We start from the raw sequence: 26,123 nt of genomic DNA, 5'->3' as shown, positions 1-26,123 counted from the left end.
TTGCGGATCGCTTCGCCCTTTACCTCTCCTCGCTTTGCGCAATATGCCAGCCTATAGCCGAAATTGGGAAATCGAGGACACCGATGGCAGCCAAACGTATGATCGCTACCGACATTATCGCCGTGATAGGGGGCGGTGTGCTCGGCGCGATTGCCACCAATCTTCTCGTTTCGATCTTTACTGATGGCGCGGCCTTGCAGGATCTGATGCTCATGTGGGGGCGCTATGTCGTCGCCATTGCCGTAACGGCGATCTATCCCTTCATCTATAAAGCGCTTCCGACATCCATAGCGGCCATACTATCCCTGCTGGTCGGCATTGTCGTGCCGTCCATTCTGGCGCGTCTGTTTTTCGGGGCATCCGATATGTCATGGGGCGTATTGTTCGCCTTCAACGCCGTCTTCGCCATCGTTTCCCTGATGGTCTATCGCGCCATCCATGCCTGGGCGAAGGGCGTGCTTTTCAGGGCGCCGGGCTTCCGCGCTTGATATTTATCGAGCCGTATTGGGCTGGCTTTCCGGACGAAAAGACGCTTTGCCTTCGCCAAACGGAAGGATTCTCATGTGGTATGACAGCGATCCCGGCCCTCTCGGCATCATTATCTCGGCCGTTATCGGCTTTGCCTGGCTGATCTTCTTGCTTCGCCTGTCCGGCAAGCGGACGGTCGCCAAATTCAACATGTACGACATGATCCTGACCTTCACGGTCGGATCGGTTCTCGCCTCCATGATTGTGCTGGATGGTGTCAAGATCGTGGAAGGGTGTCTGGCCATGACGGCCATCGTCGCGATCGACTGGCTTCTCTCCCAGGCGGCCCTCAAATCCGAGTGGGTGCGTGACCTGCTGAAGTCACCGCCCGTCGTGCTGGTCCGGAAGGGCGAGTTGAAGCATGACAATATGCGCAAGGAGCAGATGGTCGAGGAGGAGATTGACATGCTTTTGCGTCAGAACGACGTCGCTAACCTGTCCGAAGTTGAGGCCCTGACTATCGAATCGGCGGGCGATATTGCGCTTATCAAGCGCCGGGACGGTGTCGACGAGCCGCAGACCCTGCGCAAGCTGCGCAAGGACGATTCCGGTATCGAGTAGAACAGCGCGCCGGTTTAGCCGGTCGTCTCGAACTCCATGATCGTCTCATCCACGGCCAGGCTGTCGCCTTCCTCCACCGCGAGCCGTTTGATTGTCGCCTGACGTTCGGCGCGTAGCACGTTCTCCATCTTCATCGCCTCGACGATGGCGAGTGGCTGACCTTCCTGAACGGTCTCGCCTTCCTTGACCATCAGCGAGACGATGAGCCCCGGCATCGGGCAAAGCAGAAGGTTCGATGTGTCCGGAGCTTCCTTCACCGGCATCAGAGCGGCGAGTTCCGCCACACGCGGCGAATAGACCTTGGCGATCAGATCCGAGCCGCGATGACGCAGCCGATAGCCGGCACTGACGGGATCGACCCGGATCGTCCGCAGCGTATCGCCGATGGTCATCCTGGCGAGGGCCGCGCCACGCCGCCAGTCCAGCGTCGCCGTCCCGAGATCGTCGCCACCGGCGGTGACGGCGAACCCGTCATCGGTGGCATTCGCCTCAATCCGAATGCGCTCATCGCCAATGAACACCTCCTGCGCCTTCGCCACACCGCCGACATGCAGATTGCCGCCGGTCGTCTGGCCGAGAGGCTCGCGCGCGGAACGCCGATTGACGAGCGCGGCCGCAACGGCCAGATCGCGCAGATCGTTCTCACCCGGCTCTGCGCCTTCGAACCCGTCCGGATATTCCTCTTCGATAAACTTGGTGGTGATGTCGCCTGAGCGCCATTTCGGATGCGCCATGATGGCCGATAGGAACGGGATGTTGTGGCCGATCCCGTCGACGACGAAACTGTCGAGTGCGTCCGCCATCGCGTCGGTTGCTTCTTCGCGCGTCGGCGCCCAGGTGCAGAGCTTGGCGATCATCGGATCGTAGAACATCGAGATTTCCGACCCCTCCGTCACGCCCGTATCGTTGCGGATGACGGGCGCGCTGCCGCCGATGGCGGAGCCGCCGGGACCCTCCGAGACGGGATCGCCCTCGTGGCGTTCGCCGACCGGGCCTTCCGGCGGCGGGGCATAGGCCGTGAGGCGGCCGATGGAAGGCAGGAAGTTGCGATAGGGATCTTCGGCGTAGAGCCGGCTTTCGACCGCCCAGCCATCGATGCCGATATCGTCCTGCGTGAGCGAGAGCTTTTCGCCCGCCGCGACGCGGATCATCTGCTCGACCAGATCGACCCCGGTGATCAGCTCCGTCACGGGGTGCTCGACCTGCAGGCGGGTGTTCATCTCGAGGAAATAGAAATTGCGATCCTTGTCGACGATGAACTCGACGGTGCCGGCGCTCTCGTAATCGACGGCCTTGGCGAGCGCGACGGACTGCTCGCCCATCGCGCGGCGGGTTTCTTCGTCGAGGAAGGGCGAGGGCGCTTCCTCGATCACCTTCTGATTGCGCCGCTGAATCGAGCATTCGCGCTCGTTCAGATAGACTGTGTTGCCGTGGCTGTCGGCCAGGACTTGAATTTCGATGTGGCGCGGCTCCTCGATGAATTTTTCGATGAAGATGCGGTCATCGCCGAAGGAAGAGGCGGCCTCCGACTTCGACCGCTCAAACCCTTCGCGCGCCTCCTCATCGTTCCAGGCGATGCGCATGCCCTTGCCGCCGCCGCCGGCAGACGCCTTGATCATCACCGGATAGCCGATCTCGGCAGCGATCTTCGCCGCTTCCGCCGCATCCTCTATCAGGCCCATATGGCCCGGCACGGTGGAGACGCCGGCGTCCTGCGCCAGCTTCTTCGACGTGATCTTGTCGCCCATCGCCTCGATGGCTTTTGGCTTCGGGCCGATGAAGACGATACCCGCTTTTTCCAGTTTCTCGCAGAACTTGGCATTCTCCGACAGAAAGCCATAGCCGGGATGAACGGCCTGCGCGCCGGTCTCCTTGCACGCCTCGATGATTTTGTCGGCGACGAGATAGGACCGGTTGGCCTGTGGCGGTCCGATATGCACCGCCTCGTCCGCCATCTGCACATGAACGGCATCGCGGTCGGCGTCGGAATAGACCGCGACCGTGGCGATACCCATCTTCTTCGCTGTTTTGATGACCCGGCAGGCAATCTCGCCGCGATTGGCGATGAGGATTTTGGAGAAGGGCTTGCTGCTCATACTGTCAGAACATCCTCGAAAGCTCTGGGGTGGGTGGATCGCGCCAGCGGCTCGTCGAGCTTGAGCATCGCCTGATAGGAGGCGGGATCGAACGGGTTTTCGGCCGGCACGATTTCCTGACCGAAAACCCAGCTCAGGCGACCTGCATCCAGATTGCCGCGCTCGAACGGTTCAGTGCCGAAATGGTGCCAGATCGCATGCAGGAAGGCGGTGTCGGCTAGCTTTTCGATGGCCGGGCGGTCCGCCGTCCGGCGCTTTGAAAAGAGCTTCGCCACGCCTTTCGGGTTGGCCCGCCGGATCGTGAACTGCAGTCCCGTTCCCGGAAGACCGGACGGAAACCCGCGATGTTTCGTCATCTCAGGAAGCTTGGGCATCAGGCGATTCTCGTCCTTATGCCCATCGTCTTCGTTGTTCCGATGATCCAGCAGTCAGTCTCGCCGCGATTGACGATGAGGATTTTAGTGAGCATCTGTTTCACTCATTTACCGAATAGACGCGAGAAGAAACCTCGTCGCCGTTGTTCCGATATTGTTTCAAAGACTTGTGGCTGCGCGATGGATTGTCCTGTCAGGGCTTGGACATAGTCAACGATGCTTTCTTCCGGCCCGATTTGAACGCGTTTGAAAACACGGGAGATCGGGCTGAAGAAGGTGCCATTTCGTTCCATAAGGCAGGGGCCGAAAAGGTCGTTCGGCGCGTCTTCTTCATCGGTAATCCAACGACCCTCGAAATTTATTCGGATCACTTCGCCTAGATAAATGGCAAAGCCCATGAGGAAGTTAGCGCGCTTCTTCGTGTTGATTCGTTCATTTCGGCATTGCTGAAGAAGAGCATCCAAGTGCCAAATGGATTCCGGTGAGAAATCCAGTTTACGATCCGTGTATCCCGACATGTCCTCTACGAACATTTTTCCGACAGTCTCGTAATCCTCATCCGTAAGATCCATGCCAAGTCTCCTCCCAATGATTTCAAACAATCAACTTACGCCTATCCATCGGATCGGACGATTTTGAGGATATGCTGGGCGACGCCCTCGCTGTTTTGAAAAATTTCATCGTTCCAGAAGCGTAGAACGTGATAGCCCTGCATTCGAAAATAAGTGTCACGTTCGGCATCGGACCGTGAGCCCGCGTGTTGCCCGCCATCGGCTTCGACGATCAACCGCCTCTCCATGCAGACAAAGTCCACGATGAACGGGCCGAGCGGCTGCTGGCGACGAAATTTCAGTCCACCGAGCTTGCGTCCGCGCAACATCTGCCAAAGCGCGTTCTCTGCCGGGGTCGGGTCCCTCCGCATTTGGCGGGCGAATTTCAGTTTTTGATCAGAGCTTTTGTGGGACAAGGAGTATCCCCCTCTCTTGCCAAATCCAAGGACTTGGTCTTCGTCCAAGCCCAGGATTTGGCTTTCTCTCCCTCCAGGGGAGAGAGGCTGCATTCGATCGCCACCGCGCATCTCCCCCTTGGAGGGGGAGAAAGCGATTTCAGTGTCTTGGCCGAGCCAAGTGCTAGAAATCGCAAGAGAGGGGGTCGTTGATCCACCCATTACAGCGGGATATTGTCGTGCTTCTTGGCCGGACCTTCGACCTGCTTCGTCTTCAAAATCTCCAGTGCTCGGATCACGCGGCGGCGGGTCGAGTGCGGCATGATCACCTCGTCGATGAAGCCGCGCTGCGCCGCGATGAACGGGTTGGCGAAGCGGTCCTCATATTCCTTGGTCCGCGCCGCGATCTTTTCCGGATCGCCGAGCTCGGAGCGGTAGAGGATTTCGGTCGCGCCCTTGGCGCCCATCACCGCGATCTGTGCCGTCGGCCAGGCATAGTTCACGTCAGCGCGGATGTGCTTTGACGCCATCACGTCATAGGCGCCGCCATAGGCTTTACGGGTAATGACCGTCACCTTCGGCACGGTCGCTTCAGCATAGGCGAAGAGGAGCTTCGCGCCATGCTTGATGATGCCGCCATATTCCTGCGCGGTACCGGGCAGGAAACCGGGCACGTCGACAAAGGTCAGGATCGGAATGTTGAAGGCATCGCAGAAGCGGACGAAGCGGCCCGCCTTCTTGGCGCTGTCGATATCCAGCACGCCTGCGAGCACCATGGGCTGGTTGGCGACGACGCCGACCGTCGAGCCATTGAGCCGGATGAAGCCGATCAGAATGTTGCCGGCATGGTTTTTCTGGATTTCGAAGAATTCGCCCTCATCAGCAACCTTCCGGATCACTTCGCCCATATCGTAAGGCTTGTTGGCATTGTCCGGCACCAGCGTGTCGAGGCTCATTTCGAGGCGCTGCGGATCGTCCTCAGTCGCATAGACGGGCGGCTTCTCGCGCTGGCTCTGCGGCAGAAAGTCGAACAAACGGCGGATTTCCATCAGCGCTTCGACATCGTTCTCGAACGCGCCATCGGCGACCGAACTCTTCTTCGTGTGCGTCGATGCGCCGCCAAGCTCTTCCGCGGTCACGATCTCGTTGGTCACCGTTTTCACCACATCCGGGCCGGTGACGAACATGTAGGATGAATCCTCGACCATATAGATGAAGTCGGTCATGGCCGGCGAATAGACAGCGCCGCCGGCGCATGGCCCCATGATGACGGAGATTTGCGGGATAACGCCAGACGCCTGCACGTTTCGCCAGAACACTTCGGCATAGCCGCCGAGCGAAGCGACGCCCTCCTGAATGCGCGCGCCGCCTGAATCATTGAGGCCGATGATCGGCACGCCGTTCTGCACGGCCAGATCCATCACCTTACAGATCTTCTCGGCATGGGTTTCGGAGAGAGAGCCGCCGAAGACGGTGAAGTCCTGCGAGAAAACATAGACGGGCCGGCCGCTGATCGTACCCCAGCCGGTGACGACGCCGTCACCGGGATATTGCTGCGTCTCCATGCCGAAATCGGTGCAGCGATGCGTCTTGAAGGTGTCGTATTCCTCGAAGGACCCTTCATCGAGAAGCACATCCAGCCGTTCGCGCGCGGTCAGTTTGCCCTTGCCATGCTGGGCGTCGATGCGTTTTTGCCCCCCGCCGAGCCGTGCTTCTTCACGGCGCTGTTCGAGCTGTTCGATAATTTCGAGCATAGAAGTCTCCCCGCTTCTCTATGGCCTACGCTTTAGATCGAAACCGATAAAGGCTTGAAACTGCGACATTGTAAAAATATAAATTTTGCAAATAGCAAAATGCGAATTTGCAAATATGCGTGACAAGAAGATTTTTGTCGGTCGGAAAATTCGTGCCGTGCGCCAGCACCATAAGCTTACGCAAGCAGCCTTCGCGGCTCGGCTCGGCATATCGACAAGCTACCTCAATCAGCTTGAGAACAATCAGCGTCATATCACCGCGCCCGTCCTGCTGGCGCTCGCTGACAAATTCTCGGTTGAGATGCGCGATTTCGCCGGCGGCGACGAAGACCGTCTTTTGGCTGATCTTGCGGAAGCATTCGCGGACCCGGCATTCGGTGGCCAGCAACCCGCTCCGCAGGATATCCAGCTCGTCGTTCAGAATACACCGGCGGTCGCGCTCGCCGTTCTGTCGCTTCACCGCTCGCTGCGCCAGTCAGGCGAGCGTCTTGCAGCGCTTGACGATACCATCGAGCGAAGCGGCGTTCTGGTCGAGCCGACGCCTTATGAGGAGGTTCGCGATTACTTCCACTATATCGACAACTACATCGAGGAACTGGATCGGGCGGGCGAGGCGTTAGCGGAAAAACTCGGCACAGGCGGAGGCGGCCAGCTAACGCCGTTGACCGACTATGCCGAGCGGCGATGCGGCATCCGGATCGTCATCGAAACAGGGGCGGCGGTCGGCGGAACGCTGCGCCATTACGACGAGAAGACACGGGTTCTGCGGCTCAATTCGCGTTCCGGCGCGGCGACGAATGCTTTTCAGATCGCCCACCAGATCGGCCTCATCGAATGCCGCGACATGATCGATGCCGTCGCCGAGCGCGCAGACTTCCATTCAGAGGATGCGGCCGCCGTCTGCCGGATTGGTCTTGCCAATTATTTCGCGGGGGCGGCGCTTCTGCCCTATAGACGCTTCCTCGAGGCCGCGCGGGAATTAAGGCACGATCTCGATCTTCTGGCGGAGCGGTTCGGGGCGAGCATCGAGCAGGTTGCTCATCGTCTCTCAACCATGCAGCGACCGGGCGAACAGGGGATCCCGTTCTTCTTCGCGCGGGTCGACCGGGCGGGCAATATCACCAAGCGCCATAGCGCGACCAAGCTGCAATTCGCGCGCTTCGGCTCGGCCTGTCCGCTTTGGAATGTCCATCGCGCCTTCGAAGCGCCCAATAGCATTCTACGCCAGCAGGCCGAAACGCCGGATGGCCGCCGCTATCTCTGTCTTGCCACTGTTGTCACGAAGCCCTCCGCGGGGTTCCACGCCCCGGTGCAAACCTACGCGCTGTCGCTGGGTTGTGAAATCGAGCACGCGAGCCGGCTCGTTTACGCCGACGATCTGGATCTGGCGCGCGATACAGCCTTCGAGCCGATCGGCATTTCATGTCGCATCTGCGAGCGGATCGACTGCCATCAGCGGGCCGTGCCGCCGCTTAAGCGGCCGCTTACGGTTGAGCCCAACCATCGCGGACGTCTGCCTTACAGCTTCTAGGGCTGATCCCGCCCCGCCAAGCAAGAAGCGAAAAAAGAAGGACCGGCGGAAATCGTTCGCGTCCGGTCCTCTTGAAGTCAGGCGGCGACAGCACGTTTGCGCCGTGTCCGGCGTGGCTTGCGGTTCGGCGGACGCTGCTGCTGCTCCGAACGCGGTTTGCGCTCACCACGGTGACGCGGCTTGCCACTTCTCTTCGGACCACCACGACCGGCAGGCTTGCTGGAGGTCGGAGCCGGCTCCGGGGCCGAACCATCGGCCAGCGGGATCGCCGTCTTCATTACCTTTTCGATCTGGCGAAGCTGACCGATCTCGTCTGACGAGCAGAAGGCAATGGCTTCGCCCTCGCGCCCTGCGCGGGCCGTGCGACCGATCCGGTGAACGTAGTTCTCTGGCGTATCAGGCAGTTCGTAATTGATCACATAGGCGACGTCGGGAATATCGATGCCGCGCGCGGCGACATCGGTCGCCACCAGAACATTCGTCTCGCCGGCTTTGAACGCCTTGATCGCGCGGTCGCGCTGGCTCTGGCTCTTGTTGCCATGGATCGAAGCGGCATTATAGCCGTCCTTGACGAGCTGCTTCATCAGCTTTTCCGCGCCGTGTTTGGTGCGCGCGAACACGATGGTTGAAGCATCCAGATCGGCGGAGAGAATTTGGCGGAGCGCCGCTGGTTTTTCTCTTTTATCCAGGAAATGCACACTCTGCGTGACCTTGTCGGCCGCTTTGCCCGATGCGGCGACCTGCACACGCTTTGGATCGGTGAGATAGGCGCGGCTGATCTCCTCCATTTGCTTGGGCATGGTGGCCGAGAACAGCATGGTTTGGCGCGGCTGGCCGAGCTTTGCTGCGATCTTGCGCAAGGCGTGGATGAAACCGAGATCGAGCATCTGGTCGGCTTCGTCGAGCACGAGGAATCGAACGGTTTCGAGGCGGACGGCATTTCGCTCCATCAGGTCGATGAGGCGGCCGGGCGTGGCGACAAGGATATCGCTGCCGCGGTTTAACATGCCGATCTGCCTGCCGATCGACTGGCCGCCGACTACCGTATTCACCTTGATCGGCGTCGATTGGGTGAAGCTGCGAAGGCTGTCGGCGATCTGGTTCACCAGTTCGCGGGTCGGCGCAAGGATGAGGGCGCGCACGGACTTGCTTTCCGGCTTGCCGTGGATGCGCAGCAGTTTGTCCATCAGGGGCAGGCCGAAAGCCAGCGTCTTGCCGGTGCCGGTCTGGGCAAGGCCCATAATATCATGGTCCTCCAGCGCCAGCGGAATGGCCTGGCTCTGAATTGGCGTCGGCGTATTGAAACCGCTGCGTTGTAAGGTCTTGGTCAGCGCGGGAGCGAGACCGAGAGAAATAAAATCAGTCAAATCATATCCTTTACGGATCGCATTGGCCCAAGGCACGATGCGAATCCGGTGTAATGCGCCGCGATCATTCACGGCACACGAGGGTGCGGCGAGGCCTCGGCAGTCGCAAGGGAATCCTGTGCGGTGCGGCCCGACCGTAAGAACCCTGCGTGATGGGGATCTGGGGAATGTACCGGTGCGCCTAACAAGAAATCATGGCGCGGCTTGCTCACGCGGCAGCGCGGTACGGGGCTCAAATGCGCTTTCGCAAGGTGGAAGTCAAGCGCTCATCGGGAGCGGCGCCATCGTTTTCGCCACAGCGGCTTCAAAGCTGCTCACCAAAATTTGTTTTGCTGCTTCCGGCCATTGCTGACACGATCTGCGCCGGTTCGTTCAATTGAGTTCAGGAATGGAATACCGATCATGCCCCTTTCAATGCGTCATCTCGTCCTTGCGGCGGCCGTTTTCATGGCCGGGCCTGCCATGGCCCAGGAGGCGACGGTGGTTCAGCCTTTCGCCGGTTCGGAATACATCGCCCAGCATGCCGTGGAGTTCGACCGGCTGACCTATCTCAGCAAGATCGAAGATGGCGAAACGGAAACGGATGCGATCGAGGGGACGCTCCGTGTCGGCGTTCTCAAATGGCCGGAAGGAAAAGCGCCGCTCGAAATCCAGCGCAGTTTCGAAAATGCGTTGAACGCGGCTGGCTTCGAGATCATGGCCAATGCCGACTTGCCGCAATTTTCGCCCGAGCAGAAAGCGCTCCAGGCGGTGTTCAAGACCAATCGCCTCGGAGGGCGCGGCTATCCGCGCATCGACAATCCGAAGCGCAACGCCGGCCTTATGGTGCAGAAAGTCGATATCTTTCCTGCTCACTACATCTCGGCGAAGCGCTCCAAGGACGGCGAGGATACGGTCTTCACGCTGATTATGAGCAGTCAGGCCCGCGTCTACATGATGGAGGAGGCCACCGCCGCTGCTATGGCCGAGGATACGGTCTCGATCAGTGCGGAGGGCCTGACCTCTGAAATCGAGGAGGCCGGCAAGGCGATCCTCTACGGCGTTCAGTTCGATACCGGCAGCGCGATCATCCGACCGTCGTCCGCCGCCTCGCTGGAGGTGATCGCCGAAGTGCTGAAATCGCGCGACGGAGGCTTTTATATCGTCGGCCATACCGACGATACGGGTGGTTTCGAGATGAACATGACGCTGTCGTCCGACCGGTCGGCGTCAATCGTCAAGGCGCTGATCGATCAGTATGGCATCGACGCCAGCCGGCTGCAGTCCGGCGGGGTCGGGCCGTTAGCGCCCTTGGCGTCGAACGAAAATGAAGCGGGCCGCCAACTCAACCGGCGGGTCGAGCTTGTCGAACGTCTGGAAGAATAGTGCTGCTCGTGAGACGGCCATCAAGAAAGGGGCTGGCGATTGACCAGCCTCATCGGGTGTAAATCCGGCAGACAGGATTTTAAGTGGCGGTGAGAGAGGGATTCGAACCCTCGATACGGTTTCCCGTATACACGCGTTCCAGGCGTGCGCCTTCAACCACTCGGCCACCTCACCGGGGAATCGACCGGCCTGAATCGAAATTCGCAGGGCGGATCGGATGCCTTCTCAGGCGGCGCGGACTATAGCCAGAACCGCCGTGAGGGCAAGGGCCTATTTGCAGCCGCTTTTCACTTCGGCCGGCGATCCCGATGCAAATCGCGGTTGCGCCATGGACGGCACCATCCAGCCGTCTTATGGATGTGACCTGCCACTGAAGAGAAGCCCGTACTCGCTCTGCCATGATCCGTTTCATTTTTCGTGCCCTGTCACTCATTTTTCTGGCTGTCGCCATCATTCTGGCGGTGATCGACATCAGCCGTTCGGTGGCGGTCTCGGCCTTTGTGATGACGCCGCTTATCGATTCGATGCAGGCCGCCTTGCCGCGCATGACGCTCGGCCTGCGCGAAAGCCTGGAGGGCGTCGATGAGTCGCTCTGGTGGCTGGTTTCGATGATGTTATCCGTGCCCGGTGCGGTGCTCTTCGCAATTCTTGCACTGCTTGCCTATATGATCGGTCACAAGCGCCGACGCGAACGCGGCTTTGCCGCTCCGGTCTGATGCCAAGGCGCGTGCCGATTTTTCCGGGAGGCGAGCGATGTTCTTTCTGTCCGATATGCTGAAGAAGAAAACCGATATGCCGGAGCCGGCCAACGCGCTGCGCGGACGCGCCGAGCCGATGAAGACGGCGGAGAGCCACGCAGTGTTCGGCACGCCCCTGAAGGGTCCGTTCGAGTCTGGCGCCGAAATCGCCTATTTTGGCATGGGTTGTTTCTGGGGCGCTGAGCGGCTGTTCTGGAAAACGCCCGGCGTCGTTTCCACCGCGGTCGGCTATGCCGGCGGCTATACGCCCAATCCGACTTACCACGAGACGACGACCGGCCAGACCGGACATGCCGAGATCGTCAAAGTGGTCTTCGATCCGGCCGAGATCTCTTACGCTGAATTGCTGAAACTGTTTTGGGAAGAGCACGATCCGACCCAGGGCATGCGGCAGGGCAACGATATCGGCACGACATACCGTTCGGCGATCTACACCACATCCGACGCGCAGCACGAGGCGGCGCTTAAAAGCCGTGACGACTATCAGGCCGCGCTGGATGGTGCAGGCCGAAAAGGAAAGATCACCACGGAGATTAAAGAAGCGCCGGAATTCTTCTACGCGGAAGCCGACCATCAGCAATATTTGCAGAAGGTGCCCAATGGCTATTGCGGCCTTGCCGGAACGGGCATCGCCTGTCCGTCACCGACCGGTGTCGCAGCAGACCAGAACGCCGCGCAATAAAAACGTACTTCCAAGAGCCTACCAGTGCGGCGGTTTGTCGATCGGCACGTCGCCGCCAGCCTGCTCCTCTACCGCCAGAAATCGCTCGATCAGCGTCGCCATGCGTTTCTCCATGGCTGCAATGGTCTTGGCCTGATCTGTCACGACCCCGTTCAGTGTTTCGAGTTCGCGCTCCAGCTCCGCAATGCGGCTTTGCAGGTCGGCGATGGTTTCGTCTTCGCTCATGACGATCCTTCCGCAAGTGCGGTCTGCAGCAAAGCCCGAATTTCATCGGATAGCGGTGTCGGGCGGCGGGTCAATCGGTCCACGTAAACATGGACGAAATGGCCCTCAGCCGCCGGTTCTTCGGCATCCGAACGAAACAGTCCCACTTCGTAGCGCACGGACGAGGTGCCGAGCCGCGCCACCCGAATGCCCGCCGTTACCGCATCGGGAAAAGCAAGCTCGGCGAAATAGCGGCAGCCAGTTTCGACGACGAGGCCGACATTCTTTCCGTGCAACGGGTCCAGAACCTTTTCATCTATCAGCCAGCCATTTACCGCCGTATCGAACAGCGCGTAATGGACGACATTGTTCATATGGCCATAGACGTCATTATCCGACCAGCGCGTCGTGAGTTTACGAAATACGCGGTAGTCAGCCCGCCTGCCTTGTCGAGCACGGCCTGCTGCATTGGGTGTATCGCCGTGGCTCATCGAAGCAATTCCTTTTCCCATCGGTGATCGCGGCTCGATTCGTGCGCGAATTTGGCAGCCGAACGGTGGACTGTCGAGTTTGTCGCGGAGATCGCGCTTGCAGCGGCGACGGAACGCCGCAAACTGTAACGAAAGCAGAAGGAAGCGGGCTATGGCGAAACGGACGGTGGATATATTGATCGAGCGTCTCGAGGGGCGAACGCCGGCCTTGGCCATGGTTCTCGGCTCCGGGCTCGGTCCACTGGCCTCGGAAGTCGGCGATGCGATCCGCATTCCTTATGCCGATCTGCCAGATTTTCCGGTTTCTACTGTTCCCGGCCATGCCGGTGAGGTCGTAGCCGGAGAATTTGCCGGCCGTTCCGTCATTATGCTGGCAGGCCGCTCGCATTATTACGAAAGCGGCAATCCGGCGGCGATGGCAGGCGCCCTTGAATCGCTTGCCGGTCTCGGAATCGAGACATTGCTGCTGACAAACGCCGCCGGTTCGGTCCACGAAACCATGGGGCCGGCGAGCGTCATGCTGATCGAGGATCATATCGCCCTCGGTCCGAATCCGCTGATAGGCCGAGCCGGCGGCGACGGGTTCATCGACATGTCGCATGCATACGATCCTGAACTGAGCCGGACGATCGCGGCGGCAGCTGCGAAGGTTGGCGAACCGATCCACAAAGGCGTCTACTGCTGGTTTAGCGGTCCGTCCTTCGAAACCCCGGCAGAAATTCGCATGGCGCGGCATCTCGGCGCCGATGCGGTCGGCATGTCGACCGTGCCGGAAGTGATACTGGCGCGATTTTACGGGCTGCGCGTCGGCGCGGTGTCGATGATTACCAATCTGGGCGCGGGAATGCAGACTGAACCGCTCTCTCACGAGCAGACCCAGCGTGTTGCAAGGCAGGGTAGCGCACGCCTTTCCGCGATCATGCGCCAGGCTGTAGCCGATATAGGGTGGAGGTCTGGTTTCTTTCAGCCCTGAAAAGAGAGGCGTCCCTTGGCGATCTCGAATTTGAGCTGTTTCAAAAAACTCATCCCGATAAGCGGCGTCGAGAGCGCCTCATCGGGCGTCACGATGACGGAAACGTTCTCGCGCCGGATCGGACCGATCTGAACGCTATGCAACTCGCTTATCGCGACTCTCGCCGGACCGTTTGCGGTCTGCACCTCGTGGGTGAAATCGGCGGGAATGAGATGCAGTCCGATCTGCCGGGCCATGGACTGGTTGATGGCGACATGGGTCGCGCCGGTGTCGACCATCGCCTGGAACGATTTGCCGTTCAGCACGAAGGTGCCACGGAAATGTCCGCTGGCATCTTCAGTCATGACGTGACGGCGATCCCACCCATCGAGAACCGGTTTGGGCGATGCCGTTTCGATCGATGAGACCGAAGCGACCGATTCATTCGAAGGGCGCGGGTTCTTCTCTGAGGCTATCCTGTCGAGCTGTTGCTCGATGATCTGCGGCCCCGCATAGGCGATGGCGAGAGCAAGTACGGCGATGGGAAGGATCATCCGAAACAGCATAATAGAACCCGGAGACTGAGCGGCGAGGGCCTCTTTTTACCCGACAGGTCTTCAGCGACGGTTAAACCTTTCGATCCAGTACCATATATCGGCAGTGCTTGCCTGACCGATCTCGCCTTGCCGCACCCGATCTGTTATGCGCCAGCCAGGCGACCAGCGAAGAAAGCCCTTCGGGAAGGACATCATGTCGACAGACCGCACCACCGCCGCCGGCGGCATGGAAACCTCCTACGGGTTTCAGAAAGTTGGCGAAGACGAGAAGCAGGCCAAGGTCGATACGGTCTTTCACAATGTCGCCCGCCGCTACGACCTGATGAACGATCTGATGAGCATGGGCATGCACCGGGCGTGGAAAAACGCGATGGTGGCCTGGCTGCAACCCGGTAAGCGGCCGGGCTGGTCGTCACTGGATGTGGCGGGCGGAACAGGGGACATCGCCTTTCGCATCGTTGATGCCTCGCGCAACAACGCTCATGTGACCGTTCTGGACATCAACGGTTCCATGCTCGATGTCGGCGCGGAGCGGGCTGGAAAAGCTGGGCTCTTGGACCGTCTGACATTCGTTGAGGCCAATGCCGAGACGCTGCCTTTCGACGACGATACGTTCGACGCCTACACAATTGCTTTCGGCATTCGCAATGTGCCGCATATCTACCGCGCTCTTTCCGAGGCCTATCGCGTGCTGAAACCGGGAGGGCGGTTCCTTTGCCTGGAGTTCTCGGAGGTCGATATGCCTTTGCTGGAGACCGTCTATGAACAATGGTCCTTCCGCGCTATCCCGCAGATTGGCAGAATGGTGACAGGCGATGCCGAACCCTATCAGTATCTGGTCGAAAGCATCCGTAAATTTCCACGGCAGAGCGAGTTCGCCGCGATGATCGAGAAGGCCGGTTTCGAGCGGGTCACCTGGCGCGATTACTCTGGCGGGATTGCGGCCTGCCATTCCGGCTGGAAGATCTAGAGTCTTGAATCTAAGAGGCCGCGTCATGGCAGAGGAGTTGGCCGCGTGACGGCGATTGGCGCGCAATTCAGGCTGATGCGGGCGGGGTGGATCTTCGCGCGCGAAGGCGTGGTCGCTGCGCTGCCGGGCGATCAGTTGGATGGCATGCCCCGCTTTGTCTGGCGGATCGGTCGTTGGCTGGCTCGCCCACGCGCCCGAAGCAGGGACAGGGCGACGCGCATTGGCCGTGCCATCGAACGTCTAGGCCCCTCATACGTGAAGCTCGGCCAGTTTCTCGCCACCCGCCCCGACATTGTGGGTGCGGAACTTGCCGGGGATCTCTCCGTCCTTCACGACAGGATGGAGACATTCCCGATTGCCGATGCCCGCTTGGCGATCGAGGAGTCGATCGGCCGGCCATGCCAGGATATTTTCGTCGATCTGCACGAACCGGTGGCGGCGGCATCCATCGCCCAGGTTCATCCGGCAGTCATTCTCGGGCCTGACGATCGCCGCCACAAGGTCGCGGTGAAAGTGATCCGGCCGGGTGTCCGCCGCCGCTTCTTCAACGATCTGGAAAGCTTCTTCCTGGCCGCAAGAATGCAGGAGCGTCTCGTCCCGGCAACAAGACGCCTCCGACCGGTCGAAATCGCCCGAACACTGGCGCAAACCACTCGCATCGAGATGGATTTGCGGCTGGAAGCGGCCGCACTGTCGGAACTTGCGGAGAACACTCTCGACGATCCCGGTTTCCGGACTCCCGCCGTCGATTGGGAACGAACAGGCCGCGATGTCGTCACGATGGAGTGGATCGACGGTATCAAGATGTCGAACGTGGCCGCCTTGCGTGAAAGCGGCCTCGACATGTCGGCACTGGCGACCTGTCTGATCCAGTCGTTTCTGCGCCATGCGATGCGAGACGGCTTTTTTCACGCCGATATGCATCCGGGCAATCTGTTCGTCGAACCGGACGGCACAATCGTCGCCGTCGATCTGGGCATTTCCGGCCGGCTTGGCCTTCGAGAACGACGGTTCCTCGCCGATATTCTCTATGGTTTTATCACACGCGATTATCGCCGCGTCGCCGATGTCCATTTTGAAGCGGGCTATGTGCCCAAGCAGCACGATCCGGCGAGCTTCGCTCAGGCCATCCGCGCGATTGGCGAGCCGATCCACGGCCAGAGCGCCGAAACCATTTCGATGGCCAAGCTCCTCACCTTGCTGTTCGAGGTGACGGAGCTCTTCGACATGGAAACGCAGCCGCAACTCATCATGCTGCAGAAGACGATGGTGACTGTCGAAGGCGTCGCCCGCACGCTCGATCCCCATTTCAATATGTGGCAGGCGGCCGAACCGGTCGTTCGCGAATATTTGACCAAGCAACTCGGTCCGCAGGCCGTCTTGACCGATGCGCGAAGCGGAATGGACGCCGCACTCGGCCTGCTGCGCCAGGCGCCGGTCCTCGCCGCCCGCGCCGAGGATCTTTCGCGAGAAATGGACGCGATGATGGAGAACGGCCTACGCTTCGATTCTCGGACGGCCGAGGCGATAGGAAAGGCGGAGGCGGGGCATACGCGCTGGGGACGCGTGGCGCTTTGGATCGTCGCCGCATCGGCGGTCTGGATCGCTATTCAGCTCAGCTGAGTCTCTTTCGCAGCCGCCGACGGCATCACGGACCCTCGCAGGTCAGCCCATACACAGCGCCTTCTGCCGGAAGACGAACCAGACCGACCGAAGCGAAGGCGCGTCCTTCTTCCATATTGACGACCCGCAGTTCCGCCATGACGTCATTGATGATGTCGTCCGTGAAACGGGCAATGAGGCCGTCCTTGAGAAAGGCGCCATCGCCAAACCTGATCTCGGTCGTCTCGCCCCCACCCCGCAATTGATAAACGCCGTCGGGCGTCTCGATGCGAGCGGAGATGACGCTGAGAACCGGCAGGGTTCCAAAACCGAGTGAGACCCGCACCGCCTCGTCCTCAATGCCATAGCAGGTGATTTCACCGCTCGCCCACGCGGCAGAGCCGCCCGTAAAAAGCGCGATGCCAACGCCAAGCATCAAGCTGGTGAGAACCTTCATCGTTAACCTCCTCGTTTAGAGATGATTGCACTGATTGCACGCTCGCTTTATCGCTTGTTCAGCCCAAGGAGCGATCATGGCGAGCATAACGATCCGAAATATAGAAGACGACGTCAAACAGGCGATCCGGGTGAGGGCCGCCGGCAATGGCCGGTCGGTGGAGGAGGAGCTTCGGACGGTCTTGCGCGATCTGGCTTCCAGGGATGACAATTCGGATGCCGGCGCCTCAGCGGAGATCGACACGTCGCTACCTGTTTTCGGACGAAGTGGAGCGATGGAGGGCGGAACGGCCCTGACCGGCAAAACCGTCCTGCTCATCATCAGTGGCGGAATCGCGGCCTATAAATCGCTCGACCTGATCCGCCGTCTTCGCGAGCGGGACGCGGCGGTTCGCGTGATCCTCACAGAAGCGGCCCAGCAATTCGTCACGCCGATGGCGGCTGCGGCGCTGTCGGGCGGTCATTGCTATACCGATCTTTGGGACAGGCAGTCTGAAATCGACGTCGGTCACATCAGACTGGCCCGCTCGGCGGATCTCGTGATCGTGGCACCGGCGACGGCGGATCGCATGGCGAAGATGGTTCAGGGAATTGGCGACGATCTGGCCGGCGCGGTGCTGTTGGCGATACGCGCTCCCATTCTGATCGCGCCGGCCATGAATCCGGCCATGTGGTCGCATCCGGCGACGCAGCGCAACGTGGCGACACTGAAAGAGGATGGCCACTCCTTCATTGGGCCGGACATCGGCGAGATGGCCGAAACCGGCGAGGCGGGCCTCGGTCGCATGGCTGAACCGCTCGCAATCGCTGAAGAGGCGGCGCATATGTTCTCGCCGCTCGTCACCGACAAACCTCTGGCCGGCAAGCATATCGTCGTCACCTCCGGTCCAACCCACGAGCCTATCGACCCTGTGCGCTATATCGCCAATCGCTCGTCAGGCCGCCAAGGCCATGCGATTGCCGGCGCTTGCGCGCGAGCCGGCGCGAAAGTCACGCTGGTTTCGGGACCCGTCACGCTCGCTGATCCGCAAGGGGTGGAGGTGGTGCGTGTGCAGACAGCGCTGGAGATGAAGGCGGCTGTCGAGGAAGCGCTGCCTGCCGATGTCGCCATCTTCGTGGCCGCTGTCGCCGATTATCGCGCCAGCCGGATCGCCGAACAGAAAACCAAAAAAACCGAAGGCGGGCTGACCAAACTGAAACTGACGGAAAACCCGGATATACTGGCCTCCATCGCCCACCACGAAAATATGCGACCGGCCCTCATTGTGGGCTTTGCCGCCGAAACGACGAACGTGGAAGTTTATGCGGAAGATAAGCGAATACGGAAGGGTGCCGATCTGATCGTCGCCAATGATGTCAGCCATGAGAGCGGCATTGGCGGGCCGGGCGGCGTGATGGGCGGAACCCGGAACCGCGTCGCGCTGGCCACTGCGAACGGCGTTGAGAGCTGGCCGGAAATGGGCAAGGACGAAGTTGCGGAACGCCTTGTCCTCACCATTGCCGATCTGCTGCCCGACTGAAGGCAGCAGCAAAATACGCCTGGCTCTCCCAAGCTCAGCTTTCGGGTCGGCGGCCGCCTTCCTTACTGCCATCGACCGGGTCGGACTGGCTCTGGACACGCGCCATCGCGGCGTCGATATCCTGCATCTGACGGGCGACGAGGCCCGGATCGAGCGTGCCGTCCGATCCTCGCTGGCCGACAGCCTGTTTCATGGCCACCAGCTTGTCGAGTTTCTCTTCGATCGACAGATCATCGCTGGCGGCAACGCCAAGCGGATTGATGATCATGTCCTCTTGCGAGTCGTTGTCTGCGGCATAGGGATGTTCGGCAGCCATGATGATACTCCTGAAAATGAGTTGGACTGAAATTTGTGTCGGTTGAACAGGCCGAACGCCCGGCGCGGGGACTCTGTTCCTGCAGAGGCAGCTTTCCTTCCACCCGTCATTGTGGCTAGAAGCGGTCATGCCTTGCCCCAACCGGACCCACTGAGTGTTTATCGGCTGTCTCCTCATCCTCGCTACGGCTTTTGCGGCTCTATACGAGTGGACCGGGTTTGAGTCTGCAGCACTGATCGCAGGTGGATCGGTGCTGATCTATCTGGCGCTCAGTCTGCCGAAATTGGCATGGACGCGGCTGGCCTTCGTCGCCATCGGCGCAACGCTCGCTATCGTCGCCATAATGTTGCGCGGAGATTGGCCGGCGGTTCTGGCGCGGGGCGTGGTGCAGGCCAATTTCATCTGCGCCTTCTTCGTCGCGCTGGCGACGCTGCGTATTCCCGCCGCTCATTCGCCAGCCATCCACCGTTGCGGCCGCTATCTCGCCAGCCGACCGCCAGGAAAACGTTATCTGGCGCTGACCACCGGCGGCCACCTTTTCTCGCTCATTCTCAATTACGGCGCGATCCAGCTTCTCGGCGCCATGGTCGAGCGGATGGTATCGGAAGAAACCGATCCGCATGTCGCAGCCATTCGCAGCAGGCGGATGCTGGTAGCTATTCAGCGTGGCTTCTGCGCTTCGATCTTCTGGTCGCCTCTCGCCTTCTCGATGGTCATCACGACGGGGATCATACCGGGTGCAAGCTGGGCGGCCGCCGTCCCGCTCGCCATCTTCCATATGGCGATATTCACGACGATAGGCTGGGCGCATGACACACTCATCAAACCCAAACTCAATGGCCCGCGTCCGCCGGCGAGAACCGCTGAAGGTGGCGTTGCCGATCTGCTGCCGCTTCTCATGCTTCTGCTCATCATATTTGGCGGCGTCGGGCTGATCGAGGTTCTGACCGGGCTGCGCATGGCCGCCATCGTCATGGTTTTCGTGCCGGCTGTTGCATTGGGCTGGCTCGCAATCGAGGCATTTGGAGGTAGCGGCGCCGGAAGTTCGGAAATGCGTGATGAGATAAACAATCTCATTGTGCGCGATCTGCCAGCCTACCGCTCCGAACTGGTGCTGCTCATCATGGCGGGCTTTATCGGCGCTGTCGGCGGCGTCTTGGCCAAGCCGTGGATCGCTGCAATGGGAATCGATCTGTCGGCGGTGCCGTTGCCGATCCTTCTTTTCGCGATCATGCTGTTCGTGCCGCTCGCCGGTCAGCTCGGCATGAACCCGATTCTTTCCGTTGCACTCTTCGCACCGCTTCTGCCAGCGCCGGAGCAGCTCGGTATTCCGCCGGCGCTGATGGTGCTGGCCATCGTTTCCGGCTGGGCCTTAACCGGGCTGACATCGCCCTTTACAGCGACGACGATGCTGATCGCCAAAATGGGCCACATCACAGCGGCGCGGGTCGGCACGAGCTGGAACGGTATGGTGTTCCTTATTGCGCTCGCTGTCCTGACACTGTCGCTTGTCATATTATCGTTCCTACTTCGCTGAAGCAGTTCTCTCCGACGGCGCTGATGCGAACAGTTCGTCAACAGAAGCGGCATTGCTGCACCCTGTTGCCGATCCCAAATGACGGCGCAACGCCATCTGCGCAGGGAGAACCGCGCCATGTCCATTCGACCCGTAAAGACCATGTCCGGCACAAAGACCCATATGGAAGGCGCCGGCGTTCAGCTGGAACGCGTCTTCGGTTTCGGCGATCCTTCGCTGACCGATCCGTTTCTGATGATGGACGATTTCAGGAATGACGATCCGAGGCTGTATTCGGCCGGATTTCCATGGCATCCGCATCGTGGCATCGAGACCATCACCTATGTTCTGGCGGGGACGGTCGATCACGCCGACAGCCTCGGCAATAATGGCAGCCTCGGAGCGGGCGATGTCCAATGGATGACCGCCGGCTCCGGCATCATGCATCAGGAAATGCCGAAGGGCGACGCCGCCGGGAAAATGCACGGTTTCCAGCTATGGGCGAACCTGCCGCGCAACCAGAAGATGACGACGCCGCGCTATCAGGACATCACCAGCGCCGATATTCCCGTCGAGATCGACGATGACGGAACGGCGGTGCGTGTGGTCTGCGGTTCCTTCTGGGGCAAGCGCGGTCCGGTCGACGGTATCGCCGCCGATCCGCAATATCTCGACATCTCCGTTCCGCCCGGTGTGAGAAAGGTGCTGCCTATCGACACCTACCGCTCCGCCTTTGCCTATATTTTTCAAGGCTCGGCGACCTTTCGCGACGCCAGCAAACCCTTTGGTGTTCTGGTTGAAAAGGAGGTCGACGGCGAAGAGATCCATCTGCGCGACATGAGCGGCGACCGGACGCTCGTCGTGTTCGATAAGGGCGATGAAATCGTTGTGCAGGCAGGCGAGGAAGGTGTCCGCTTTCTGCTCGTTACCGGCAAGCCGATTCAGGAGCCTGTCGCCTGGCACGGACCGATCGTCATGAACACGCGTGAGGAGATCATGCAGGCGATGCAGGATCTGCGTTCCGGCAATTTCATCCGCGAAGGGGCGGCGGGCCTGTCCTGATCTTATTTCGCGAATAGGTCATGATCTCGCCCGACGGCTCTCCTAGACCGTCGGGCCATGCTATTGTCTCTTATCGAATCGGACGCCAGGGCACGGAGCGGCCGCATGATCAGACTGTTTTTCGGCGTGTTGGCCGCTCTCGCATTTCTGGCGCAGCCGGTCTCGGCCGCCTCTCTCGCCAAGAACCTTTTTGGTGCGGAAGATCTGCCGGCCGACATGTCACCGGCTACCTATGGCTTCTATTCCAAGGGCTGTTTTGCCGGCGGCGTGGGTCTTTCGCTGGATGGACCGAACTGGCAGGTGATGCGCCCGAGCCGCAACCGCCGGTGGGGTCATCCGGCAATGATTGGACTTCTGCAGAAACTCTCTCGCGATGCCGCGAAGGACGGATGGCCGGGTCTTCTTGTCGGCGACATTTCCCAACCGCGCGGTGGGCCGATGTTGACGGGCCACGCGTCGCACCAGGTCGGTCTCGACGCCGATATCTGGCTGACGCCGATGCCGGACCGCCGCCTCACACGAGACGAACGCGAAAACCTCTCGGCCACCGATATGCTGGTGGTGGGCGCCAGGGAACCGCGACCCATCAACGACAAGGTTTGGACGGCGGGACAGGCGGCGGTGATCAAGCGCGCGGCCTCCTATCCGGAAGTGCAGCGCATCCTGGTCCACCCCTCGATCAAGAAGAAGCTGTGCGAGACGGCCGGGCGCGACCGCGCTTGGCTGAACAAGGTACGGCCCTTCTGGGGGCACAACTATCATTTCCATGTTCGCTTGCGCTGCCAGCCCGGCTCTCCGCAATGCAGGCCGCAAAAAGGCACGGGCCGTGGCGATGGCTGCGGCGAGGCGATGGGGTGGTGGTTTACCAGACAGCCCTGGCTGCCGCCGAAACCCGGCGTGAAGCCGAAGCCAAAGGCGCGCGATGTCATGACGATGGCCGCTCTGCCGAAGGCCTGCCGCGCGGTTCTCGCGGCTCAGCCAAAATCGCCGGGCGATGCCATCTTCTCCGCAACCACGGCTGCCGCGTTGGCGATGCCGATACCGCCATTGCCAAAACGCCGGCCCGATCGGTAGGTGTAAGGCCGCCCGCCGATCGGCTTGGCTTCCTATGGTCAAATTCATTCGCAGGCGTTAGAAGCGCCCGCATCGACAGGGCCTGACAGGAAAGCGCAGCGCAAACACATGCAGGCGAAGCGACCAGATAGCGGTCCCGGCGAAGCGGCCAGTCTGGCCGTATTGAAACGAATCTTCGCCGAGAACTTCCGGCATCATCTGCGGACCTATCTTCTGGCGGGCTTTTGCCTGGCCCTCGCCTCTGGTGCGACTGCCTTCCTCGCGTTCATCGTCAAGGATGTGGTCGACGAGATTTTCGTGCGCGAGAACACGGCACTCATTCCTGTCATTGCGGCTGGTATTTTTCTGGCCTTCGCCGTGCGTTCTCTTGCCGGTTATTTCCAGGCGATCCTGCTGGCGCGCGTCGGCAACAATGTCGTGGCGCGCTATCAGAAGCGGATATTCGCCCATCTTCTCGCGCTCGACATGCGGTTTCATATGTCGGATCGTTCGGGGACGCTGACTGCGCGGATCAACACAAACATCAATGGCATTCGGTCGGTTCTGAATACGGCGCTCGTCACGGTGTCGCGCGATCTGATCACGCTTATCGGGCTCATTGGGGTGATGGTTTATCAGGAGCCGGGCCTGACGGTCGTGGTGCTTCTCGTCGGGCCCGTTCTGTTCTTCCTGCTGAACCGGCTGATGCGGCGGCTTCGCAAAGAGGTGCGTCGCAATGTCGGAACCGTTTCCAGCCTGTTCGGCACGATCCAGGAAACGGTTCAGGGCATTGCCGTCGTCAAGGCGTTCACGATGGAGCCGCGGCTGAAGGATCAGTTCGGCCAATTGAATGATAAGGTCGAACGGCAGTCTAATAAGGTGACGCGCATCAGCGAACGCGCTTCTCCCATCACCGATCTCATCATCGGTGCGGCAATTGCGGTCGCGGTCTGGTTCACGGCAAGCCGTTCGATTTCCGCAGGCGTCCCGCCCGGCTCGATGGCGTCCTTCATCGCTGCCATGCTGCTCGCCTACGAGCCGGCAAAGAAGCTAGCCAAGAGCCAGATCACCCTGGAAAAAGCCATCGTCAATGCACGTATGGTCTATGAGCTTCTCGATCTTCCGCCAGCACAGAGAGACACGGCCGGCAGCGTCGGTCTGACCGTTCACGATGGGCAGATCGGTTTCGACAATGTCTGGTTCGGTTACGATCCGGAGCGGCCGGTCCTGAGGGGTCTGACGCTCGACATCCCGGCCGGCAAGACCGTTGCGATCATCGGCCGTTCAGGCGCCGGTAAATCCACCCTCATCACCCTTCTTTTGCGCTTTTTCGATCTGGATGCGGGACGCATTCTTATCGATGGACAGAACATTGCCGAAGTGACGAAAGCCTCGCTGCGCGGATCGGTCGCCTATGTCAGCCAGCATCCCTATCTGTTCGAAGGATCGGTTGCCGACAATATTCGCAATGGCCGGCCCGATGCGACCGATGAAGAAGTGCGCGAAGCCGCGCGCCTGGCGAATGCCGACGAATTCATTCAGGGCCTCGCCGAGGGCTACGACACACCGCTCGGCGAAAACGGCACTTCGCTCTCCGGCGGGCAGCGCCAGCGTCTTTCCATAGCACGGGCTATTGTCCGTGACGCGCCGATTTTGCTGCTGGACGAAGCGACCAGCGCGCTCGACAATGAATCGGAAAAGCGGGTGCAGGACGCCCTTGAGCGGGTCATGAAAGGACGCACCACCATTGTCGTGGCGCATCGCCTTTCCACCGTGCAGAATGCCGATCGAATTGCTGTGATGGAGAACGGCGAAGTCGTCGAACAGGGCGCCCACGCCGAACTGATGGCCTTGCCGGATGGTCTCTATCGCCGTTATCGGCAGATGCGTGAGGGGCCATCCCTCGATCTGGCCAGCGACGCCGCGGAATAGGAGAACAGGCTTGGAACCGATGAAGCTGGCCGTGGCCGGCGCTGGCGGACGAATGGGCGCAGCGCTTATCCGTGCAATCGCAGAACGGGACGATGTGGTGCTAGTCGCTGCTTTTGAACGGGAAGGCGCCGCCGCAATCGGCGCTGATTCCGGAGAGCGGGCCGGTCTCGGCAGGAATGATGTTCCGGTCAGCGACGATCTCGATGAGGCCATCGCGAAGGCCGACGGCTTGCTGGATTTTACCGCGCCTGACGCGACAGTCGGTTTCGCCGAGGCGCTGGCACAGGAGGGCCGCGTTCATGTGATCGGCACGACCGGCTTCGAAACGTCTCACGAGGATGCGCTCAAGACCGCCGCCGAACGCGCCGTCATCGTCAAGAGCGGCAATATGAGCCTTGGCGTCAATCTGTTGGCGGAATTGGTGCGTCAGGCCGCCAGGGCGTTACCCGAAAGCTTCGACATCGAAGTGCTGGAAATGCATCATAAGCATAAGGTCGACGCACCCTCCGGCACGGCGCTGCTTCTCGGTGAGGCCGCTGCTGAGGGGCGCGGTCTTGCGCTCGCCGCCAATGCGGTACGCAGCCGCGACGGCCAGACCGGCGCCCGACCCGACGGCGCGATCGGTTTCGCCACGCTGCGCGGCGGCTCTGTCGTCGGCGACCATTCCGTCATCATGGCTGGCGTGGGCGAGAGGATCACTCTGTCGCACCATGCCGAAGACAGAGCCATTTTCGCCCGCGGCGCGGTCACTGCGGCGCTTTGGGCGCATGGCCGCGCGCCCGGTTTCTATTCCATGATCGACGTTCTGGGGATCAGATCGTAAGACACGGCGGCACTTCATTTCAAATTCACGACCAGACCAAGGAAACCGACCATGCCCGGCACTCTCGTTCTCGTTCGCCACGGCCAGAGCGAATGGAATCTCAAGAACCTCTTCACCGGCTGGAAGGACCCGGACCTGACCGACAAGGGCGTCGCCGAGGCCAAGGCTGCCGGTGTTGCGCTAAAAGAGAAAGGGCTGGCTTTCGATCTGGCTTTCACCTCGGAGCTATCTCGGGCGCAGCGCACCTTGACACTTATTTTGAACGAGTTGGGTCAAACCGATCTGGAGACGCGCAAGGATTTGGCGCTCAACGAACGCGACTATGGCGATTTGGCTGGCCTGAACAAGGACGATGCGCGCGCCAAATGGGGCGAAGAGCAGGTTCACATCTGGCGGCGGAGTTATGACGTACCGCCTCCCGGCGGCGAAAGCCTGAAAGATACGCTGGCCCGTACGCTTCCCTATTTCGTGACCGACATTCTGCCGGAGGTGATGGCGGGCAAGAATGTTATTGTGGCTGCTCATGGCAATTCGCTTCGCTCCATCTGCATGGTGCTGAACCGCCTGAACAGGGACGAGATCGTCGGGTTCGAGATCGCGACGGGTGTGCCGCTCGTCTACGAATTGGGCGCGGACACGCTCGTCACCAAGAGCGAAACCCTGGCATCGGAATAAGCCCTTGGAAGGCCCGCGCTGTCGATCATTCG

27 protein-coding genes, 1 tRNA gene and 1 pseudogene are annotated in these 26,123 nt (G+C 60.4%); 16 read left to right on the top strand and 13 right to left on the bottom strand.

What is annotated here, in order from left to right; all coding sequences use genetic code 11:
- The first annotated feature begins 83 nt into the window (after positions 1-83).
- Entirely contained in the window at positions 84-488 is a 405-nt protein-coding gene (locus NIM86_RS06050) for a hypothetical protein (RefSeq protein ID WP_253380010.1), read from the top strand.
- Positions 489-561: 73 nt separating this feature from the next.
- A complete protein-coding gene (locus tag NIM86_RS06045; RefSeq protein WP_253380008.1) occupies positions 562-1,089 on the top strand; it encodes a DUF421 domain-containing protein in 528 nt (175 codons plus the stop codon).
- A gap of 14 nt (positions 1,090-1,103) precedes the next feature.
- Here NIM86_RS06045 and NIM86_RS17245 read toward each other — a convergent pair whose 3' ends face one another.
- The 6 genes and pseudogenes from NIM86_RS17245 to NIM86_RS06020 all read right to left on the bottom strand — a co-directional run bounded on the left by NIM86_RS17245 (position 1,104) and on the right by NIM86_RS06020 (position 6,259).
- Positions 1,104-1,715 carry a biotin/lipoyl-containing protein gene (locus tag NIM86_RS17245; protein WP_371872853.1) on the bottom strand — a complete coding sequence of 204 codons (612 nt, stop codon included), beginning with the start codon at positions 1,713-1,715 and terminating at the stop codon, positions 1,104-1,106.
- A 29-nt stretch (positions 1,716-1,744) separates the two neighbouring features.
- A pseudogene (locus NIM86_RS06040) lies at positions 1,745-3,185 on the bottom strand (acetyl/propionyl/methylcrotonyl-CoA carboxylase subunit alpha); the annotation flags it as partial.
- Positions 3,182-3,559: a hypothetical protein gene (locus NIM86_RS06035; protein ID WP_253380004.1), complete on the bottom strand. Its 378-nt coding sequence runs from the start codon at positions 3,557-3,559 to the stop codon at positions 3,182-3,184. The pseudogene NIM86_RS06040 and the gene NIM86_RS06035, both read right to left, overlap by 4 nt.
- A 104-nt stretch (positions 3,560-3,663) precedes the next feature.
- The gene (locus tag NIM86_RS06030; RefSeq protein WP_253380002.1) at positions 3,664-4,131 is read right to left on the bottom strand and encodes a hypothetical protein; all 468 of its coding nucleotides are present in this window, start codon (positions 4,129-4,131) and stop codon (positions 3,664-3,666) included.
- Positions 4,132-4,172: 41 nt separating this feature from the next.
- Positions 4,173-4,526: an endonuclease domain-containing protein gene (locus NIM86_RS06025; RefSeq protein WP_253380000.1), complete on the bottom strand. Its 354-nt coding sequence runs from the start codon at positions 4,524-4,526 to the stop codon at positions 4,173-4,175.
- Positions 4,527-4,726: 200 nt separating this feature from the next.
- Positions 4,727-6,259, bottom strand: a complete 1,533-nt coding sequence (locus NIM86_RS06020) for an acyl-CoA carboxylase subunit beta (protein ID WP_253379998.1) — start codon at positions 6,257-6,259, stop codon at positions 4,727-4,729.
- A 115-nt stretch (positions 6,260-6,374) separates the two neighbouring features.
- Here NIM86_RS06020 and NIM86_RS06015 point away from each other — a divergent pair, with 115 nt between their 5' ends.
- Complete coding sequence (locus tag NIM86_RS06015) at positions 6,375-7,790, top strand: short-chain fatty acyl-CoA regulator family protein (RefSeq protein ID WP_253379996.1); 1,416 nt, start codon at positions 6,375-6,377, stop codon at positions 7,788-7,790.
- A gap of 77 nt (positions 7,791-7,867) precedes the next feature.
- Here the strand turns inward: NIM86_RS06015 and NIM86_RS06010 are convergent, their stop codons facing one another.
- On the bottom strand, positions 7,868-9,157 hold the full coding sequence (locus tag NIM86_RS06010; protein WP_253379994.1) for a DEAD/DEAH box helicase: 1,290 nt from the start codon (positions 9,155-9,157) through the stop codon (positions 7,868-7,870).
- 402 nt (positions 9,158-9,559) lie between these two features.
- Between NIM86_RS06010 and NIM86_RS06005 the strand changes: the two genes are divergently transcribed.
- Positions 9,560-10,522, top strand: a complete 963-nt coding sequence (locus NIM86_RS06005; RefSeq protein ID WP_253379992.1) for an OmpA family protein — start codon at positions 9,560-9,562, stop codon at positions 10,520-10,522.
- Positions 10,523-10,606: 84 nt separating this feature from the next.
- Here NIM86_RS06005 and NIM86_RS06000 read toward each other — a convergent pair.
- Positions 10,607-10,696: transfer RNA gene (locus tag NIM86_RS06000), tRNA-Ser, on the bottom strand.
- Positions 10,697-10,920: 224 nt separating this feature from the next.
- Between NIM86_RS06000 and NIM86_RS05995 the strand changes: the two genes are divergently transcribed.
- Together NIM86_RS05995 and msrA are read left to right on the top strand one after the other, a co-directional pair.
- Positions 10,921-11,238 (top strand): hypothetical protein, encoded by a 318-nt coding sequence (locus tag NIM86_RS05995; RefSeq protein WP_253379990.1) that lies wholly within the window; start codon positions 10,921-10,923, stop codon positions 11,236-11,238.
- Positions 11,239-11,275: 37 nt separating this feature from the next.
- Positions 11,276-11,962 (top strand): peptide-methionine (S)-S-oxide reductase MsrA, encoded by a 687-nt coding sequence (gene msrA / locus NIM86_RS05990; RefSeq protein ID WP_253379988.1) that lies wholly within the window; start codon positions 11,276-11,278, stop codon positions 11,960-11,962.
- Positions 11,963-11,980: 18 nt separating this feature from the next.
- On the opposite strand, the gene NIM86_RS05985 is transcribed toward msrA, so the two are convergent.
- Together NIM86_RS05985 and NIM86_RS05980 are read right to left on the bottom strand one after the other, a co-directional pair.
- Positions 11,981-12,187: a SlyX family protein gene (locus NIM86_RS05985; RefSeq protein ID WP_253379986.1), complete on the bottom strand. Its 207-nt coding sequence runs from the start codon at positions 12,185-12,187 to the stop codon at positions 11,981-11,983.
- Positions 12,184-12,657 carry a thioesterase family protein gene (locus NIM86_RS05980; protein WP_253379984.1) on the bottom strand — a complete coding sequence of 158 codons (474 nt, stop codon included), beginning with the start codon at positions 12,655-12,657 and terminating at the stop codon, positions 12,184-12,186. Before NIM86_RS05980 ends, NIM86_RS05985 begins: the two co-directional genes overlap by 4 nt.
- Before the next feature lie 151 nt (positions 12,658-12,808).
- On the opposite strand from NIM86_RS05980, the gene NIM86_RS05975 reads away from it, so the two are divergent.
- Positions 12,809-13,630 (top strand): purine-nucleoside phosphorylase, encoded by an 822-nt coding sequence (locus NIM86_RS05975; RefSeq protein ID WP_253379982.1) that lies wholly within the window; start codon positions 12,809-12,811, stop codon positions 13,628-13,630.
- On the opposite strand, the gene NIM86_RS05970 is transcribed toward NIM86_RS05975, so the two are convergent.
- On the bottom strand, positions 13,621-14,175 hold the full coding sequence (locus tag NIM86_RS05970; RefSeq protein WP_253379980.1) for a TIGR02281 family clan AA aspartic protease: 555 nt from the start codon (positions 14,173-14,175) through the stop codon (positions 13,621-13,623). The two genes, NIM86_RS05975 and NIM86_RS05970, sit on opposite strands and share 10 nt — an antisense overlap.
- A gap of 184 nt (positions 14,176-14,359) precedes the next feature.
- On the opposite strand from NIM86_RS05970, the gene ubiE reads away from it, so the two are divergent.
- Together ubiE and ubiB are read left to right on the top strand one after the other, a co-directional pair.
- Positions 14,360-15,136, top strand: coding sequence for a bifunctional demethylmenaquinone methyltransferase/2-methoxy-6-polyprenyl-1,4-benzoquinol methylase UbiE (gene ubiE, locus NIM86_RS05965; RefSeq protein ID WP_253379978.1), 777 nt, complete (start codon positions 14,360-14,362; stop codon positions 15,134-15,136).
- A 45-nt stretch (positions 15,137-15,181) separates the two neighbouring features.
- Positions 15,182-16,759, top strand: a complete 1,578-nt coding sequence (gene ubiB, locus NIM86_RS05960) for a 2-polyprenylphenol 6-hydroxylase (RefSeq protein WP_253379976.1) — start codon at positions 15,182-15,184, stop codon at positions 16,757-16,759.
- A gap of 25 nt (positions 16,760-16,784) precedes the next feature.
- On the opposite strand, the gene NIM86_RS05955 is transcribed toward ubiB, so the two are convergent.
- The gene (locus NIM86_RS05955; RefSeq protein WP_253379974.1) at positions 16,785-17,195 is read right to left on the bottom strand and encodes a hypothetical protein; all 411 of its coding nucleotides are present in this window, start codon (positions 17,193-17,195) and stop codon (positions 16,785-16,787) included.
- A 76-nt stretch (positions 17,196-17,271) separates the two neighbouring features.
- Here NIM86_RS05955 and coaBC point away from each other — a divergent pair, with 76 nt between their 5' ends.
- Positions 17,272-18,714, top strand: a complete 1,443-nt coding sequence (coaBC, locus tag NIM86_RS05950) for a bifunctional phosphopantothenoylcysteine decarboxylase/phosphopantothenate--cysteine ligase CoaBC (protein ID WP_253379972.1) — start codon at positions 17,272-17,274, stop codon at positions 18,712-18,714.
- 34 nt (positions 18,715-18,748) lie between these two features.
- Here coaBC and NIM86_RS05945 read toward each other — a convergent pair whose 3' ends face one another.
- Positions 18,749-19,030: a hypothetical protein gene (locus NIM86_RS05945; protein ID WP_253379970.1), complete on the bottom strand. Its 282-nt coding sequence runs from the start codon at positions 19,028-19,030 to the stop codon at positions 18,749-18,751.
- Between the two features lie 154 nt (positions 19,031-19,184).
- On the opposite strand from NIM86_RS05945, the gene NIM86_RS05940 reads away from it, so the two are divergent.
- The 6 genes from NIM86_RS05940 (at position 19,185) to NIM86_RS05915 (ending at position 26,091) form a co-directional block, all read left to right on the top strand.
- A complete protein-coding gene (locus NIM86_RS05940) occupies positions 19,185-20,567 on the top strand; it encodes a hypothetical protein (RefSeq protein WP_253379968.1) in 1,383 nt (460 codons plus the stop codon).
- Positions 20,568-20,684: 117 nt separating this feature from the next.
- A complete protein-coding gene (locus NIM86_RS05935) occupies positions 20,685-21,608 on the top strand; it encodes a pirin family protein (RefSeq protein ID WP_253379966.1) in 924 nt (307 codons plus the stop codon).
- A 105-nt stretch (positions 21,609-21,713) separates the two neighbouring features.
- Positions 21,714-22,682 carry a penicillin-insensitive murein endopeptidase gene (mepA, locus tag NIM86_RS05930; protein WP_253379964.1) on the top strand — a complete coding sequence of 323 codons (969 nt, stop codon included), beginning with the start codon at positions 21,714-21,716 and terminating at the stop codon, positions 22,680-22,682.
- Between the two features lie 108 nt (positions 22,683-22,790).
- Positions 22,791-24,593 (top strand): ABC transporter ATP-binding protein, encoded by a 1,803-nt coding sequence (locus tag NIM86_RS05925; protein WP_253379962.1) that lies wholly within the window; start codon positions 22,791-22,793, stop codon positions 24,591-24,593.
- A 19-nt stretch (positions 24,594-24,612) separates the two neighbouring features.
- Positions 24,613-25,416, top strand: coding sequence for a 4-hydroxy-tetrahydrodipicolinate reductase (gene dapB, locus NIM86_RS05920; RefSeq protein ID WP_253380751.1), 804 nt, complete (start codon positions 24,613-24,615; stop codon positions 25,414-25,416).
- Positions 25,417-25,467: 51 nt separating this feature from the next.
- Complete coding sequence (locus NIM86_RS05915) at positions 25,468-26,091, top strand: 2,3-bisphosphoglycerate-dependent phosphoglycerate mutase (RefSeq protein WP_253379960.1); 624 nt, start codon at positions 25,468-25,470, stop codon at positions 26,089-26,091.
- Positions 26,092-26,123: the final 32 nt, after the last annotated feature.

The sequence above is a fragment of the Notoacmeibacter sp. MSK16QG-6 genome, from assembly GCF_024158145.1.
In the GTDB taxonomy this organism is placed as follows: domain Bacteria; phylum Pseudomonadota; class Alphaproteobacteria; order Rhizobiales; family Rhizobiaceae; genus Notoacmeibacter.
The sequence above is the reverse complement of the archived record's forward strand: the minus strand, read 5'-3'. Positions and strand labels throughout refer to the sequence as shown.